General features: G+C 42.4%; 13 protein-coding genes. 1 reads left to right on the top strand and 12 read right to left on the bottom strand.

The window, feature by feature from the left end; genetic code table 11:
* Window positions 1-2: 2 nt before the first annotated feature.
* The 12 genes from mraY to leuO all read right to left on the bottom strand — a co-directional run bounded on the left by mraY (window position 3) and on the right by leuO (window position 14,851).
* Window positions 3-1,085 (bottom strand): phospho-N-acetylmuramoyl-pentapeptide-transferase, encoded by a 1,083-nt coding sequence (mraY, locus tag PR833_RS05390; protein WP_004921918.1) that lies wholly within the window; start codon window positions 1,083-1,085, stop codon window positions 3-5.
* Window positions 1,079-2,452 carry a UDP-N-acetylmuramoyl-tripeptide--D-alanyl-D-alanine ligase gene (gene murF, locus PR833_RS05385; protein WP_004921921.1) on the bottom strand — a complete coding sequence of 458 codons (1,374 nt, stop codon included), beginning with the start codon at window positions 2,450-2,452 and terminating at the stop codon, window positions 1,079-1,081. Before murF ends, mraY begins: the two co-directional genes overlap by 7 nt.
* A complete protein-coding gene (gene murE / locus PR833_RS05380; RefSeq protein ID WP_272525945.1) occupies window positions 2,449-3,936 on the bottom strand; it encodes a UDP-N-acetylmuramoyl-L-alanyl-D-glutamate--2,6-diaminopimelate ligase in 1,488 nt (495 codons plus the stop codon). The genes murF and murE overlap by 4 nt, the downstream gene beginning before the upstream one ends.
* Window positions 3,923-5,689, bottom strand: a complete 1,767-nt coding sequence (gene ftsI, locus PR833_RS05375) for a peptidoglycan glycosyltransferase FtsI (protein ID WP_004921927.1) — start codon at window positions 5,687-5,689, stop codon at window positions 3,923-3,925. Before ftsI ends, murE begins: the two co-directional genes overlap by 14 nt.
* A gap of 12 nt (window positions 5,690-5,701) precedes the next feature.
* On the bottom strand, window positions 5,702-6,022 hold the full coding sequence (gene ftsL / locus PR833_RS05370; protein ID WP_004921932.1) for a cell division protein FtsL: 321 nt from the start codon (window positions 6,020-6,022) through the stop codon (window positions 5,702-5,704).
* A 2-nt stretch (window positions 6,023-6,024) separates the two neighbouring features.
* Complete coding sequence (gene rsmH, locus PR833_RS05365) at window positions 6,025-6,975, bottom strand: 16S rRNA (cytosine(1402)-N(4))-methyltransferase RsmH (protein ID WP_163886168.1); 951 nt, start codon at window positions 6,973-6,975, stop codon at window positions 6,025-6,027.
* 2 nt (window positions 6,976-6,977) lie between these two features.
* The gene (gene mraZ / locus PR833_RS05360; RefSeq protein ID WP_004921936.1) at window positions 6,978-7,436 is read right to left on the bottom strand and encodes a division/cell wall cluster transcriptional repressor MraZ; all 459 of its coding nucleotides are present in this window, start codon (window positions 7,434-7,436) and stop codon (window positions 6,978-6,980) included.
* A gap of 698 nt (window positions 7,437-8,134) precedes the next feature.
* Entirely contained in the window at window positions 8,135-9,145 is a 1,011-nt protein-coding gene (cra, locus tag PR833_RS05355; protein ID WP_004921942.1) for a catabolite repressor/activator, read from the bottom strand.
* 164 nt (window positions 9,146-9,309) lie between these two features.
* The gene (gene ilvN, locus PR833_RS05350) at window positions 9,310-9,801 is read right to left on the bottom strand and encodes an acetolactate synthase small subunit (protein WP_004921945.1); all 492 of its coding nucleotides are present in this window, start codon (window positions 9,799-9,801) and stop codon (window positions 9,310-9,312) included.
* 2 nt (window positions 9,802-9,803) lie between these two features.
* Window positions 9,804-11,531 carry an acetolactate synthase 3 large subunit gene (ilvI, locus tag PR833_RS05345; RefSeq protein ID WP_040133349.1) on the bottom strand — a complete coding sequence of 576 codons (1,728 nt, stop codon included), beginning with the start codon at window positions 11,529-11,531 and terminating at the stop codon, window positions 9,804-9,806.
* 296 nt (window positions 11,532-11,827) lie between these two features.
* Window positions 11,828-13,609, bottom strand: coding sequence for an AMP-dependent synthetase/ligase (locus PR833_RS05340; RefSeq protein WP_036943978.1), 1,782 nt, complete (start codon window positions 13,607-13,609; stop codon window positions 11,828-11,830).
* A gap of 288 nt (window positions 13,610-13,897) precedes the next feature.
* Window positions 13,898-14,851: a transcriptional regulator LeuO gene (gene leuO, locus PR833_RS05335; protein WP_004921954.1), complete on the bottom strand. Its 954-nt coding sequence runs from the start codon at window positions 14,849-14,851 to the stop codon at window positions 13,898-13,900.
* Window positions 14,852-15,742: 891 nt separating this feature from the next.
* Between leuO and leuA the strand changes: the two genes are divergently transcribed.
* Window positions 15,743-17,323, top strand: coding sequence for a 2-isopropylmalate synthase (gene leuA, locus PR833_RS05330; RefSeq protein ID WP_004921957.1), 1,581 nt, complete (start codon window positions 15,743-15,745; stop codon window positions 17,321-17,323).
* Window position 17,324 lies beyond the last annotated feature (1 nt).

Here is a 17,324-nt window from a genome sequence, read left to right as displayed (position 1 = left end):
GTTTAACGTACCTTCAATGTTGCTAGCCCAATCAGGACTAGCATTAAGGAAATAATCCAAAAACGCACAATTACGCGTGGTTCCGGCCACCCTTTCAACTCATAATGATGATGAATTGGTGCCATACGGAATATACGTTGACCACGTAATTTGAAAGAACCCACTTGTAAGATGACTGATAATGTTTCTACAACAAACACGCCACCCATAATGACTAACAAAAACTCTTGGCGTAGTAGAACTGCGATAGTACCTAAAGCGCCTCCGAGTGCTAAAGAACCTACATCCCCCATAAAGACTTGTGCTGGGTAAGTGTTAAACCATAGGAAACCTAATCCCGCGCCAACAATAGCCGTACAGACGATCACTAGTTCACCAGCGTGTGGCAAGAACGGAATATGCAAGTAACTCGCAAAGTTAACGTTACCTGTCGCCCACGCGACCAAAGCAAACCCTGCCGCAACGAATACTGTTGGCATAATTGCTAAACCATCAAGACCGTCAGTTAAGTTAACGGCATTACTGGTTCCAACAATCACAAAGTAAGCCAGCAGAATATAAAGCATTCCCAGTTGAGGCATCACATCTTTAAAGAAAGGTACGACTAATTGTGTCGCTGGCGTCTCGTTACCGACTGCATACATTGAAAAAGCAACAATGAGCGCAATGACGGATTGCCAAAAATATTTCCAGCGAGCAATTAAGCCTCGGCTATTTTTTCTAACCACTTTTAAGTAGTCATCAGCGAAGCCTACAAGGCCATATCCCACCAATACCAACAGGACACACCAAACATAGGGATTATCTAAACGCGCCCACAACAACACCGATATACTGATTGAAAATAGAATCAGTATGCCGCCCATTGTAGGTGTGCCACGTTTACTAAAGTGAGACTCAGGCCCTACATCGCGAACGACTTGACCAATCTGCATTTTTTGTAAATAGGTAATTAAACGTGGCCCCATCCATAACGCGATAGCGAGTGCCGTTAGCAAACCGACAATGGCTCTGAACGTCAGATAAGAAAAGACGTTAAAAACAGAAAAATGATGCACCAATATTTCGGCAAGCCAGACTAACATGCAAAGCACTCCTTTAATGCATTCACGACATCTTCCATCGCGGAGCTACGTGAACCTTTAACTAAAATAGAAACAACTTCATTCTGCTGGACTAGCGGAATCAGTCGGGTTAATAAATCTTTTTTGAATGCAAAGTGCTCACCACATTCACTGAATTGACTGATCATTTCGCTCAGTGTACCCACACTCAGTACTTTATCCAGACCTGCATCTTTTGCCGCAATGCCAACGCGTTGATGACAATCTTGTGCGTAATCGCCAAGCTCGCCCATATCACCTGCAATCAAAATACGATAGCCGGGCATTTTAGCTAAAACATTAATTGCTGCAATCATTGAGCCATCATTCGCGTTATAAGTGTCATCCAATACCACTTTTGTTGGACTCAGTTGTACCGGATATAAACGCCCCGGCACCGCTTTCGTCGTCGCTAACCCATTGCGAATATCTTCCAGCGTTGCGCCAACTGAAATGGCAAGCGCACTTGCCGCAAGGACATTGGCAATGTTATGCATCCCCGGTAAAGGCAATGTGATTGCAATTTGCCCAACTGGCGTATGCAACGTAAAGTTTGTTGAAAGTTGTTTAACTTCAATATCCGATGGATAGAAATCCGCTTTGTCTTGTGGCTTCAGCGAGTAATACCACACGGTTTGCCGCGGTTGAAATTGCCAATGTGGCGAATAACTATCAAGGTTAACAATCGCGGTACCTTCGTCAGGTAGACCTTGGTAAATTTCCCCTTTTGCGCGAGCCACACCTTCAGGTGAACCAAAGCCGGCAAGATGTGCTGCAAATAAATTATTCACCAGTGCACTCTCAGGCTTCACGATATTCGTGGTATAGGCGATTTCATTTGGATGATTCGCCCCCATTTCAATTACGGCATAATCATATTCGTGAGTTAGCCGAAATAGCGTTAATGGCACACCAATATCATTATTTAAGTTACCCGCTGTATACAGGGTTTTGCCACGCTGAGATAAAATGGATGCGGTCATCTCTTTAACAGAGGTTTTCCCCGAGGAGCCTGTTAAACCGACTACTTTCGCTTGGCTTTGCTTGCGCACCCATGCAGCAAGTTGCCCCATAGAAAGACGAGTGTTCGCCACAATAACCTGTGGGCAATCAACATCAAGCTCACGCTCAACCAGTAATGCAACAGCGCCATTTTCAACCACAGAAGGGGCAAAGTCATGGGCATCAAAACGCTCACCTTTTAAGGCGATAAATAAGCAGTCTTGACCAATTTGGCGGCTATCTGTACTCACTTCACTTAATGTCAGTGTAGCGGCATCAATACCTTCAGCATTAAATAAACGCCCAGCGGTCACGGCCGCCAGTTGAGCTAACGTTAAGGGGATCATGCTAACACCCCCAATAGCCTTGCAACGGTTAGGCGATCTGAATAATCTAAACGGCGATGACCGATAATTTGATAATCTTCATGGCCTTTACCTGCGATCACAATCACATCATCCGCATTTGCCTGCATGATTGAGCTGGTAACCGCTTCCGCACGCCCTGGGATCGCAAGAACTCGACTTGAATCGAGGATCCCCGCCATAATGTCATTGATAATATCTAACGGCTCTTCACTGCGCGGGTTATCATCAGTAATAACGACTTTATCCGCCCACTCTTCTGCCGCTGCGCCCATCAAAGGTCGCTTGCCTTTATCACGGTCTCCCCCACAACCAAAGACACACCATAATTGGCCTTTACAATGTAAGCGTGCTGCCGCCAACGCTTTTTCGAGTGCATCCGGTGTGTGGGCATAATCAACAACCACGGTTGGTTTGTTTGGCGCACTAAACACTTCCATTCGACCACATACTGGTGAAAGAGATGATGATGCCTCTAATAGCTGTTCTAACGAATAATCCATCGTCAGCAGTGTTGCCATAGCTAACAATAAGTTGCTGACGTTAAATGCGCCCATCAATGGGCTTTCTAACGTTCCGTTGCCCCATGATGAGGTAAATTGAATGGTTGCTCCGCGATCATGATATTCAACCGCTGTTGCTTGTAACCATGGCCCTTGCCATTGCTCAGGAATTCGTTGTTCCATAGAAACGGCGCAAGCTTGCGGTAAACGCTGTAACCATTTTAGACCCACATCATCATCAGCATTAATAATTTGCGCTTTGGTTTGATGTGTCGAAAACAGTAACCATTTCGCCGCTTCATAACTTTCCATATCACCATGGTAATCTAAATGGTCACGGCTTAAATTTGTAAATACTGCGGCATCAAAAGGTAAGGCAGCTACGCGACCTTGCACAAGGCCGTGAGAGGAGACTTCCATCGCGGTTAATGTAGCCTTCTGCTTCAATAACTGAGTCAACTCAACTTGAATATCCACAGCGGAACCTGTGGTGTTTTCACTCGGCGCAACTTGCCCAAGTAAACCATTCCCTACGGTCCCCATGACAGCACTGGTTTCACCTAATCCTTGTGCCCACTGCGCGATCAGTTGAGTTGTCGTCGTTTTACCATTAGTGCCTGTCACCCCAATCAATTTCATTTTTTCAGCAGGATGTTGATAAAATGCCCCCGCTAATGCTGATAGGCGACTATTCAGATCATTTAGGTAAACAACGGGAACGCCGTGGATATAACGAATTTCACCTTCAGCGGCTTCACCATGCGCTTCTGCAACCACCGCGGCGACCCCTTGGGCGATCGCTTGAGAAATATAGTGTCGACCATCTGATTGATGGCCTTTAATTGCGATAAACAGATCACCGGCAGCCGCCTTACGACTGTCTAATGTCATCTCACGTAACGAGACACTTGCTGTGCTAACGCCAAATGGCGAAAGAAGATCACAAAGATTACGATCTGCCACTTTTAACCTCTTTTCTGTTAAGAACTGTGTCGTTTTTATCGTCTGTTTGTAGTGCATCAGGTTCAACGTTCATCATGCGTAAAACACCGCCCATAATTGAACCAAACACGGGTGCCGATACTGCACCACCATAATATTTACCCGCTTTAGGCTCATTGATAAGAACGACAAGGGCATAGCGTGGGTTACTTGCAGGCGCGACGCCTGCGGTATAAGCAATATATTGATTAATGTAGCGCCCTTCCGGCCCTACTTTTTTCGCAGTACCTGTTTTTATCGCGATACGATAGCCTTTTATTGAGGCTCTTGTTCCCCCACCACCCGGCAAGGCAACACTTTCCATCATGTGCACAACGGTGCGCATTATATGCTCAGGAAAAACGCGTGTTCCCGGCACAGGAGGGTCAACTTTAGTAATCGATAGCGGGCGATAAATCCCGAAACTACCAATTGTTGCATAGGCACGGGCTAACTGTAACGGTGTTACCATTTGCCCATACCCGAAAGAAAAGGTGGCCCTTTCTAAATCAGACCACCGTGTTTTTTTACTTGGAAAGATGCCACTACTTTCCCCGACTAACCCCAGATTAGTCGGCTTGCCAAACCCAAAGCGGCTATACACATCCACCAGCTCTGTGGCAGGCATCGCTAACGCCAGTTTTGAAACACCCACGTTACTCGACTTCTGTAAAATACCTGTAATTGATAATTCAGGATAACGAGCTACATCTTTGATTTCATGACCATTAACTCGATATGGGTAGGTATTCAATACGGTATTTTCTTTGACAATACGGTTATTTAATGCACTCATAACGACGAGCGGCTTGACCGTTGAACCCGGTTCAAAAATATCGGTGATCGCACGGTTACGCATAGCATCCATGGGGGTTCCTGCCAAATTGTTCGGGTTATAGGATGGGCTATTCGCCATCGCTAAAATCTCCCCCGTGTGCACATCCACTAAAATGGCAACACCTGATTCAGCTTTGTTTTCCTGAACACCTTTCGTTAATTCACGATAAACGATAGATTGAATGCGTTCATCAATACTTAGCACTAAGTTATGAGCCGCTTGGCTATCAACGGAAGAAACCGTTTCAATCACACGCCCATTACGGTCTTTACGAACAATACGCTCACCTGGCTCCCCTTTTAACCAGCGCTCAAAGCTCTTCTCGACGCCTTCTATCCCTTCGCCATCAATATTTGTCACACCAATTAAGTGCGCTGCAACAGGCCCTGAGGGGTAGTAACGGCGTGATTCTTTGCGTAAATAGATACCGGGTAATTTTAGTTTCGTGATGTATTCGCCAATAGAAGGGTTGACTTGACGAGCGAGGTACACAAAGCGCCCTTTTGGATTGGCAGAAATTTTAGCGGTGATCTGCTCAAGTGGGATCTCCAATGCATCAGCGAGCGCTTTCCAATGTTCATCATTGTTCACCCCACCTTTTTCAAATACCACTTTTGGGTCAGCCCAAATCGCATTAACAGGCACACTAACAGCCAGTTGCCGCCCTTCCCTATCGCTTATCATGCCACGTGCTGTAGAGACCTCTTGAACACGTAGGGAGCGCATATCCCCTTCTTTAACTAACTTTTCAGGCGAAATGATTTGTAGATAAGCTACACGCACTAAAAGCCCGACTAAAGCCAGTAGAATACCGCCGCACAACAAGGCAAAACGCCAGCTAACAAAGCTGGTATTTTCAGACTGTTTTTTATTCCTAGCTGACTTAGGTGCTTTCATTCGTAACCTTATCTACTGCTTAGAGACAATGATATTTTCTTGAGAAGGTTCAACATGAACCATCTGCAACTTTTCCACCGATAAACGTTCAACTCGGCTATGACTTCCCAATGCGTTTTCTTCCAAGATCAAGTTACGCCATTCAATATCCAGCGCATCTTTCTCTTCATATAACTTGTCTTTTTCTGCCGTTAGCAAACGCGTTTCATGGGCAGTTGTGACCACAAAAATAGCGCTAATAATGATGGCCACTAGCAAAATCAAAGGAATTACCCCATGACGAAAAAGGTCACGACCAATCACTTTCCCAAGACTATGCCTTTCTGGAACCATAATTACAGTATCCTCTGTGCAAAACGCAGTACAGAACTACGTGCCCTTGGGTTTTCGTCAATTTCAGCGTCTGAAGGCTTCATTTTGCCCACTTCACGCAGCTTAGCGACACCCAGTTCTCGTATTTGAGCTTCCGTAAGAGGGATGCCAGCAGGAACACTAGGCCCTTTGCTATTTTGACGAATAAACCGCTTCACTAGCCTATCTTCCAATGAATGGAAACTGATCACCGAAAGACGTCCTTCCGGTGCTAATACAGAGACAGCACCTTCAAGCGCCTGCTCTATTTCTTCCAACTCACTGTTAATGTAAATACGTATTGCTTGAAAACTTCGCGTTGCAGGGTGCTTATGACGCTCTTTGATAGGGCTGACTTTAGCGATCAATTCAGCCAACTCACGAGTTCTCGTTAAAGGTGTTTCTTCTGGATTGTGGTTACGCTCAACGATGGCTTTCGCAATGCGTTTTGCAAAACGTTCCTCTCCAAAAGTTTTCAAAACCCATGCGATGTCATCAGCTTGTGCATTCATTAGCCATTGTTGGGCTGACTGCCCTTTCGTTGGATCCATACGCATATCCAACGGCCCATCACGCATAAATGAAAAACCACGCTCAGGATCATCCAGTTGGGGGGATGACACCCCTAAGTCCAGTAATACGCCATCAATTTTGCCAACTAGCCCTTCTTCTTCTACATACTCTGCAATTGCAGAAAATGGGCCATGCTTGATCATAAAGCGAGGGTCATCAATTTCTTGCGCTGCTTTAATCGCCTCTGGATCACGATCGATAGCAATCAGACGCCCTTGCTCGTTTAGCTGGCTTAAAATCAGCCTTGAATGCCCACCACGCCCAAAAGTTCCATCAATATAAATACCGTTTGGTTTAATATTTAGGCCATTTACTGCTTCATCAAGCAGTACTGTTACATGTTTAAATTGTTGCTGTGTCATGTTTATAGTGACAAATCCTGTAAACGGGTTGACAGTGGTTCTTGGGTTTGTCGTTCAGCGGCAATATCCTCTTCCACTTGCTGATACCAAGTCTGTTCATCCCAAAGTTCAAATTTATTTATTTGGCCTACTAGCATGACCTCTTTTGTTAGCCCTGCATGTTGACGTAGCGTGCTGGCTAACAAAAGACGCCCTGAGCTATCCATTTGACATTCACTGGCATGTCCCAACAAAAGTCGTTGGACACGTCTTTCTGCTGGATTCATGGTTGATAGGCGAGAGAGCTTTTCTTCGATGATTTCCCACTCAGGTAAAGTGTAAAGCAGCAGGCATGGCTGGTGGAGGTCGATAGTACAAACCATCTGCCCCTTAGATTCCTCGCTCAACATTCCCCGATATCGGGTAGGCACGGTAAGCCGCCCTTTGCTGTCGAGATTTACCAGTGTTGCCCCACGAAACATACCCAGTAAAACCTCTTTATTTCCTATTTACCCACTTTACCCCACAATTCTCCACTTATAAAGTTTACGAATGGTAGGAAAACGTTGTCAAGCCAGACGCGCCTAGCTTTTGCTTTATTTACAGAACAATTCAGAAAAGATAAGAGTGGGTAAAATCTACTTCGGAGATAAAATGAGGAATAACGGATTGATATAATTCATTTATTTTCAACAAAAGAGCAAATATTACGTAAACTCTATTTTACTGATGAAAAAACACTCAAATGATGATATTTCCTTTATATGTCTCATTTTTAATCAGTATATCGTTAACCGATTCTTTACTTTCAAAATAACCGTGAATGTTTAATAAAGGTAAATATTATCGATAACAGCCTCACAGAAAAATAAAAACCATATATTTCATATAATTAAAATACTGTTTTAATAGCCAGTATTTTACAATAAATAAAATTTTACGTGCTTTCTTTGATTTAAAAATTATTTCTTAAATCAAATTTTTTTATTTTATTTTCTTTACAATGATAAATTAGATTTACCTCGTTAAGAATAGTCCTAAAGTTAAATATTTACTTATTTTTAGCATGAAATAAAAAGCCCCATTTACTTTGGGGCTAACATAATACTTATAAACGTGATCGATATCACTTAATATTCAACCTGACTTTTTGTCTGGTTTTTATTATTTAAATGATATTTTACTGTTTGCGCCCGAGGCTACCACGTCGGCACAGATCACGACGAATACGAGTAATCCCTGCATCCGGTTTTTGTTTTTCATCTAAACTTGCCAACACCAGTTCTAAAATACGCTCAGCAATATCTCTGTGACGTTGTGCAAGTGATAAAACAGGGCAACCTAAAAAGTCCAGCAACTCACTGTCACCAAACGTTGCAATTACCATATGCTCAGGTAGACGACCATCACGCTTCAATGCAACATCTAACACCCCCTGTAACAGCGAAAATGAGGTTGTAAAGAGTGCATCAGGCATCTGATTGCCTTTATCTAACCAGTCAGCAAAGACCTCCGCCGCTGACGCCCGCTCATAGCTATTTGCATAGAGATACTTGACCTCACGAGCATCACCTTGCCAGCCTTTTCTAAAACCTTGTTCACGAAGGTAGCTCACCGATAATTCTGGCAGAGCGCCAAGATACAAGACTGACTCCGCGGAAAATTGCCTCAACTCCGTAGAGAGCATCAATGCATCTTCTTGGTCATCCCCGACAACGCTAATAAAGTGCTCTTGTTCTAGCGCCCTATCTAACGCAATAATCGGCAAAGAACGGTTGGCCCAACGCTGATAAAAAGGATGTTCAGGTGGCAGCGCCGTTGAAACAATAATCGCATCAACTTGGCGTTGTAGAAGGTGCTCAACGCAACGAATTTCGTTATCGGGCTGATCTTCTGAACAGGCAATCAACAGTTGGTAGCCACGCTGACGTGCTTGACGCTCAAGATAATTAGCAATGCGAGTATAACTTGTGTTTTCGAGATCGGGGATCACTAGCCCAATCGAACGTGTTCTCCCTGCACGTAGCCCTGCTGCTACAGCATTTGGATGGTAATTGTGCTCTCTGACAACAGCCATCACTTTTTCTACAGTTTTATCGCTGACTCGATACTGCTTGGCCTTGCCGTTGATCACATAACTAGCCGTTGTGCGAGATACCCCCGCTAAACGGGCTATTTCATCCAGTTTCACGTTAACCTCTTTGTGTTATCAGATAAAACCAACATATTGATTTTACTATTTATTTTTTACAATCCCTGATAACCGTAGCCAAGCTAAAATAGCCGCCAACGGTTAAAGCCCCGAATCAATCGGGGCTCTATGCAATGGTATTCTACCTTCAGCCGATAAATTTTTCACCGCATAATTTTATCGCCACGTGAAACACCAACAATACCTGAGCGTGCAACTTCAACAATTTCAGCAACGCCACGGACTGCTTCAATGAATGCATCCAGTTTATCGCTTGTTCCCGCTAGCTGAACGGTATACAGCGTAGGCGTTACATCAACGATTTGACCGCGGAAAATATCGGAGCAACGTTTAATTTCATCGCGGCCATAACCCGATGCTTGCAGTTTAACTAGCATGATCTCACGTTCAACATGTGCTGAAGCCGTCAGTTCACTTACACGTAAGACATCGACTAACTTATGCAGTTGCTTTTCAATCTGCTCAAGCACCTTTGCATCACCTTTTGTTTGAATGGTCATACGTGACAGTGTTGGGTCATCGGTAGGTGCAACCGTTAAACTTTCGATATTATAACCACGTTGAGAAAACAACCCAATAACACGGGAAAGTGCCCCCGATTCATTTTCTAGTAAGACGGATAAAATACGACGCATGATCAGGTCCTCTCTGTTTTACTCAGCCACATTTCATCCATTGCACCACCACGTATCTGCATTGGGTAAACATGTTCAGTTTCATCAACGTTAATATCCACAAAAACTAAGCGTTGGTTTTCATTCACTTCTACCAGTGCTTGTTTTAATTTTTCTTCGAGTTCATCGGGGGAATGAATCGAAATACCTACATGACCATAAGCTTCTGCAAGTTTGACGAAATCAGGAAGCGATTGCATATAAGATTGAGAATGGCGGCCTTGATAAATCATATCTTGCCACTGCTTAACCATCCCCAAAAACCCATTATTGAGATTCAACACAACCACCGGTAAACCATATTGCATTGCGGTCGACAGTTCTTGGATATTCATTTGAATACTGCCATCGCCAGTAACACAGATAACCGTAGATTGTGGATGTGCTAATTTAACCCCCAAAGCGGCAGGTAAACCAAAGCCCATGGTGCCTAAGCCCCCTGAATTAATCCAATGGCGAGGCTTATCAAATGGGTAATACAGTGCGGCAAACATTTGATGCTGCCCAACATCAGAAGTGACATACGCCTCACCATTTGTCAGGCGGTAAATGGTTTCAATCGCCTGCTGAGGTTTCACTTTTTGGCTATTGGTTTCATAACGGAGGCATTTTCTCTCTCGCCAAGTTTCAATCTCTTTCCACCATGTTTTTAATGCTTGGCTATTTTGTTTGGTGGAAACTTGATCGAGCTGACTCAACATTTGCTGAAGTGTCAGCTTAGCATCCCCTACGATCGGAATATCTGTATTAACGGTTTTAGAAATAGAGGTTGGGTCGACATCAATTTGGATCACTGTTGCATTCGGACAATATTTTTCAAGATTATTCGTTGTCCTATCATCAAAACGCACACCAACAGCAAAAATAACATCAGAATTATGCATCACCTTATTGGCTTCATATGTACCGTGCATACCAAGCATCCCAACTGACTGGTGATGGGTTTCTGGAAATGCCCCTAGCCCCATGAGTGTTGATACAACAGGCAGTTGCAGTTTTTCTGCTAATGCGATGATTTCAGCCGAACAATTTGCGTTGATTGCCCCTCCACCGATATAGAAAACAGGTTTCTGCGCCGCAATCAGTTTTGTTAGCGCTTTTTTAATCTGCCCTTTGTGCCCTTGAAGGGTTGGGTTATAAGAGCGTAAAGAAACCGCTTCAGGATAGCGGTAAGGGTATTTATTTGCCGGATTAACCGTATCTTTAGGTAAGTCGATAACCACAGGACCTGGACGACCACTTGCAGCGATATAGAAGGCTTTCTTAATGGTTTCAGGTATGTCTTCGGCTTTTTTAATTAAAAAGCTGTGTTTTACAATTGGGCGAGATATTCCCACCATATCACACTCTTGAAATGCATCATTCCCAATCAAGGAGCTTGCTACTTGTCCTGATAAAACAACCAAAGGAATAGAGTCCATATATGCCGTCGCAATCCCTGTAATTGCATTTGTCGCACCAGGACCCGAGGTCACTAAAATCACCCCGACTTCTCCTGTTGAGCGTGCATAACCATCCGCCATATGAACCGCGGCTTGTTCATGGCGAACGAGGATGTGATCAATACCACCTACCGTATGAAGTGCATCATAGATATCTAAAACAGCACCACCTGGATACCCAAATACATGCTTTACACCTTGGTCAATCAAAGACTTGACGACCATTTCTGCTCCCGACAACATCTCCATGAGTTTGCCCCCAGACTATTTTTACAAGTTAACAGAGGTATGACAGTCCTCTACTATGTATTGTCATTTCTGCCGTAGTTATGACTGCTATTAACATATCGTTGTGTCTAAGGTGACGCAAACACCATTTATTAAGCAAACATGACAACTTTGAATATTATCTTTATCTACTCAGATTATTGGTTGAATTAACCAAAAAAAGGAAGAATGGTGGAAAATATCACTATAAAGCGATGAAAAAGAGTACAAAGAGAAGCCGGATATCATGCTATGTGTTATCCGGCTCTATTGAGGAATTATTCGCGGTACATTGATTCAATTTCAGAGTGATAACGCTCTGAAATAATTTTTCTACGCAGCTTTAAGGTTGGTGTGAGCTCCCCTTTTTCCATGGAAAAATTAGCCGGGAGTAACGTAAAACGCTTAACCTGATGGAAATTTTCGATATTTTTCTGTAGCTCTTTTAAGCGATTTTCAAACAGAGCCACAATATTCGAATCTTTTAATAGCTCTAATCGATCACGATATTTTAAATTGATCGAACGCGCATATTCTTCTAATGAATCATAACAAGGTACGATCAGCGCCGAAACGAATTTACGCGCATCCGCGATAACGGCGATATGCTCGATAAACCGGTCTTGGCCTAACACCCCTTCGATCATTTGTGGTGCAATATATTTCCCATTTGAGGTTTTCATTAAATCTTTTAAGCGGTCGGTAATATACAAATTACCTTGAGCATCGATTTCACCTGCATCCCCAGTTTTTAACCAGCCGTCAGGGGTAAATGCATCTTCTGTCTCTTTTTGGCGATGATAATAGCCTTTCATGACCACAGGCCCTTTTACCTGAATCTCATTATTATCGCCAATACGTACCTCAACCGATGACAACGGTGTGCCGATAGAGCCTAATGGGTATTCCCCCTCTTCCCAACATGACACCGTCGCACAAGTTTCTGTCATCCCATAACCATATTTGATGTTCACGCCTACTGCGAGAAAAAAGGCGATAACATCATCATCTAAACGAGCACCGGCGGCAGGCATAAAGCGAATACGTCCACCTAACAGTTGGCGTAGCTTTGTTAACACTAACCTGTCGGCTAAATTAAACAATGACTGATTCAGCGCATTTAGCTGCTTACCTTGTGCCAGCGCTTTAACCCTTTTATTGCCTTGTGCGATTGCCCATTTAAATAACAAACGACGCATAAGTGGTGCTTTAGCAACCTTACTTTGTACAGCGCTATACACTTTTTCATAAAAACGAGGCACCGCACACATCACGGTAGGTTTAACTTGTGTCAATGCATCCCTAACCGCATTAGTATCAGTGAGATAAACATTGCGAGCACCTGTATGCATGACATAGAAGCTCCAAGCGCGCTCAAAAACATGTGATAACGGTAGAAAACTTAATGAAACATCATCGATGTTTAACTTCAAACGCTGGTCATGAAGATAGAGCTGCGCCGCCATATTGTAATAATCCAACATGACCCCTTTAGGCTCCCCTGTCGTACCCGATGTATAGATGATGGTGAAAAGATCACTCAGATGGTGAGCCGCAATACGTTGATTTAGCTCGTCTTGGTATTCAGGCTCTGCTTGCGCGATAAAATTTGATAGGTGAACAGAAACCAGTTCTCCATCGACTAATTCAACATCCTCATTCAGCACCACGATAGTGGTTAATTGAGGACAGCGTGATTTTAGTTGGCATGCAACTTGGTATTGCTCTTGCTCACCAACAAATAGAATACGAATATTTGCATCATTAATAATATAAGCAGCTTGTTCAACACTGCTGGTCGCATATAAAGGTACAGTAACGGCTTTTAACTGTAAGACCGCAAGATCCACCAAAGCCCAATTCATACTGTTATGCGCAAATAACCCAATATTTTCTTGTACTTCAACATTGAGTGCCAAAAGGCGGCGAGCAATGGCAAAAGAGTGCTGTTCAACCTCTTTCCATGTTAGATCACTCTGTTGCCCATTATGCCATTGACTGAAAGCTATCCGAGTCGCTGAATCAGCGGCATTAAACCGGCTGTGCAAGCGATTGACCATATGGTATGGATATAGATTTTCAGTAATCAAAATGTTTTTCCTATAGTACATTTGTTAACTGAAGCCGCTCGGTAAACCCACGAAGCGCTTCACCAGTTAATTATTTCAGCTTACAAGTGTTAGCTGAATGATTTGAGTGTATAGGTGAAAGAGTGTCGTGAAAAGAGATATTATGTAAATATTTTGCAAATGTTAGTCAGGTAACATAACTCATCATAGAGTTTTACCATGATGAGTTAATCATAAACCGTGCAACTGCCGCGATTTCAGCGGATGATTAAGCCAATGCTACATAGGTAATTCAGTGATTAGTTGGCAAAATTGTGACTTCATCCATTGATGCCCTTTATCCCGAGCCGTTGATTCATGCCACGTTAAATAGCAAGGGCGCGTATTTTCTGCCCATGGCAAAGCGGCTGTTCGTAATTGAAGTTTATTTGCTGAGTTTTCAACAAGCCATTTTGGCACAATTGCCACTAAATCAGTTAAAGAAACGATATTTAAAACACTATTTAAATCCGTGCCCTGATAGCTAATTGTATGTGATAACTCTGTATTATGATAATAAGGCTTACTAAAGGACCCCATATTATCCATTGACATCACGGCATGCTTTTCATTAATTAATAATTCTTGCGTAACATTACCGTGAATTCGTGGATGATCATTGGCGACCACGACAACTAACTCATCATTAAATAAAACCTGATGTTGATATTCGCTTTTTTCGAATTGATTATAGCTTACCGAAAAATCTGTCTCTTGGTACTTTAATTTATGCTCAATGTTATTATCTAAGAAACAATGAATACGTACATTAATATTTGGTGATACTTGTTTGAATTTTTCAACGATAACGGCAGCTAAACGAATATCTAATGGAGAACAAATAGAAAGATTAAATACTCGCTCACTTAATTTAGGGTCAAAACCAGCCCCCGGTAACTCATTATGAACGAGTTGTAGAGCTTGCCTAACCGGCCCAAACAACTGTTTAGCGCGGGATGTCGGTTGTATACCGCGTCCATAGCGGACAAAAAGCTCATCATTGAACATTGATTTTAAACGGGATACAGCATTACTCACGGCAGGTTGAGACATGCCTAATACCTGTGCTGCCCTTGTTACGTTTTGCATCTGCATAACCACATCAAAAACGGTGAGTAAGTTGAGATCAACATTTCGCAAATTGATGTCATTATTCTCTTTTTTAGCTGGTGAAGCCGTATCAAAATCAGTCATTATGTACTCCAATAAAGATATTTATCATTTTTAATTAATGAAAATCATCTCCCCTTAAATAAATAAGGTTTTTATAAATTCATTAAATATTATTCTTCAAAAAACTTATCAATGATAAGCTATTTCGCGTTCCCTGCATTTATTAAAACGACGCTTCTATTATATTACCTATCATTTTAGCAACACAATATAGATACGATAATGAAACGAAGGTATTCATCGACATAATAAGTTTTATCAAATCATTTAAAACTATTATTGTTAGCATCAAAATAATAAAACAATTCTAAAAATAAATCATAATAAATATCATCAACAACCACGATACTATCCCATTATCAGATTAATTTTAAATAATTCATTTACTAAATAATTTATTTAATAAAAACTATAATTAAAATTTATTTTTATATCTCATGTTATCGTTTTCGTTTTCCCCTCACAAAGCAGTTCAAAAAGCAACCAAACCATCAGTTTATGCTATGTTTCAGCCCAGCTCTTTCATAAAAAGAATTTTACCCCTAACTTATCGGTAAAATATAGGGAAAAACATCACTAAAAATATAGAAATTAGTCACAATCACCAAGTATTAGTGATGATTCATCATTCTCCAAAATTGACGAAAAAAACTAAAGTTGACAGCCAAGAAAAGATCACGTATCAATAAATACAGATTGATTAAAACCAAATTTAGAGACTGTGAAAATGACAACTTCTATCCGCCTACTAAGCCTACTACTACTCGCATCCAATGTGCGCGGTATGCTTATGGACGGAAGATAGGAAACTCACAGTCCAGAAACATAAAAACCCGCGCTAGCCGCGGGTTTTTTTATGCCTGCCGGCACCGCAAAAATATAACGACAAATTCTGTATAAGAGGAACACAACATGAGCGATCAAGTCATTATATTCGACACCACGTTACGTGATGGCGAGCAGGCATTACAGGCAAGTTTATCCGTTAAAGAAAAATTGCAAATCGCTTTTGCTTTAGAGCGCCTTGGGGTCGATATCATTGAAGCTGGTTTCCCCGTCTCTTCACCGGGAGACTTTGAGTCAGTACAAACTATCGCTCGTGAAATCAAAAACAGCCGTATTTGTGCATTAGCGCGATGCGTACAAAATGATATTGATGTGGCCGCTGAATCATTGAAAGTTGCCGAAGCATTCCGCATCCACATTTTTTTAGCGACATCAAATTTACACGTCGAAAAGAAATTGAATAAAACATTTGATGGAGTGATGGACATGGCTATCGACTCTATCAAACGCGCAAGACGTTATACTGATGATGTTGAGTTTTCTTGTGAAGATGCGGGCCGTACTGATATTGATAACTTATGCCGCATTGTTGAAGCAGCCATTAAAGCTGGCGCGACAACCATCAATATTCCAGATACTGTCGGTTACACAACCCCTTACCAATTCGGTGGGATCATCACCTCTTTATATGAAAAAGTACCAAATATTGATAAAGCCATCATTTCAGTTCACTGCCATGATGACTTAGGTATGTCTGTTGCCAACTCTATCACTGCCGTCCAAGCGGGGGCTCGCCAAGTTGAGGGAACGATTAATGGGTTAGGTGAACGCGCTGGTAATACCGCCTTAGAAGAAGTGATCATGGCGATTAAATTGCGCGAGCAAATGTTAAACGTCCATACCAACATCAATCACAAAGAGATTTATCGTACCAGCCAATTAGTTAGTCAATTATGCAACACCCCTATTCCAGCCAATAAAGCGGTTGTTGGTAGCAATGCCTTTGCTCACTCATCCGGTATTCACCAAGACGGTGTGCTGAAAAACCGTGAAACCTATGAAATCATGACACCGGAATCCATCGGCTTAAAAGCGATTCAATTGAACTTAACTTCCCGCTCTGGCCGTGCTGCGGTTAAACATCGTATGGAAGAAATGGGGTATCAAGAAGGGAAAGATTTCAACTTGGATGAGTTGTATACCGCCTTCTTAAGTTTAGCGGATAAAAAAGGCCAAGTGTTTGATTACGACTTGGAAGCTCTGGCCTTCTTCGCTAGTCAACAAGATGATACCGACCATTTTTCGATGGATTATTTCAGTACTCAGTCAGGCTCTAGCGTTGTCGCCACGGCTACCGTCAAAATGCGTTGCGGTGAAGAGGTTAAATCAGAAGCGGCAACAGGAAATGGCCCTGTCGATGCTATTTACCAAGCGATTAGCAATATCACCAATTACCCTATTAAATTGGTTTCTTATAAATTGTCAGCGAAAGGCCAAGGGGAAAATGCGTTAGGTCAAGTGGATATTGTCGTGGAATGTTTTAACCGCCGTTTCCACGGAATGGGCTTGGCAACGGATATCGTCGAATCGTCAGCCAAAGCAATGGTGCACGTATTGAATAGTATTTGGCGCTCTGAACAAGTTGAAAAAGAAAAACAAAAAATAAATCAAAAAGAATCACAATCCAATACAAAGGAAGCTGTATAAC

The sequence above is a fragment of the Providencia sp. PROV189 genome (assembly GCF_028480065.1).
Classification (GTDB): Bacteria; Pseudomonadota; Gammaproteobacteria; order Enterobacterales; family Enterobacteriaceae; genus Providencia; species Providencia stuartii.
The sequence above is the reverse complement of the archived record's forward strand: the minus strand, read 5'-3'. Positions and strand labels throughout refer to the sequence as shown.